1 protein-coding gene is annotated in these 277 nt (G+C 39.4%); it reads left to right on the top strand.

The window, feature by feature from the left end; genetic code table 11:
* Positions 1-2: 2 nt before the first annotated feature.
* The coding region (locus tag DWX59_RS28475) for a hypothetical protein (RefSeq protein WP_147325895.1) at positions 3-277 on the top strand (275 nt) is incomplete at its 3' end.

The raw sequence follows: 277 nt of genomic DNA, 5'->3' as shown, positions 1-277 counted from the left end.
GAATGCATCAGAAAGAAAAACAACTGGATAAGAGTATACAGGATAATGATATTCTTCTCTGTAACCTCCAGAATAAGCTGACCGATCATCAAAAACTGTCGCATGAGCTGAAAGACACACCGAAAGCTAAAATACTTACAGAGGATCATTCGGTCATGCTCGAGGAATACCGACTTTATCTGGAGAATAATTCAGCTAATCGCAAAACGCTGCAGAAGCGACTGGAACAGGTGCAAGAAAGCATCGTTCATAAAGAAAATGATATCAAAAGATTCCA

This window comes from Enterocloster aldenensis, from assembly GCF_003434055.1.
Classification (GTDB): Bacteria; Bacillota; Clostridia; order Lachnospirales; family Lachnospiraceae; genus Enterocloster; species Enterocloster aldenensis.
Note: the sequence above shows the minus strand (reverse complement) of the source record. Positions and strands in the feature narration are given on the sequence as shown.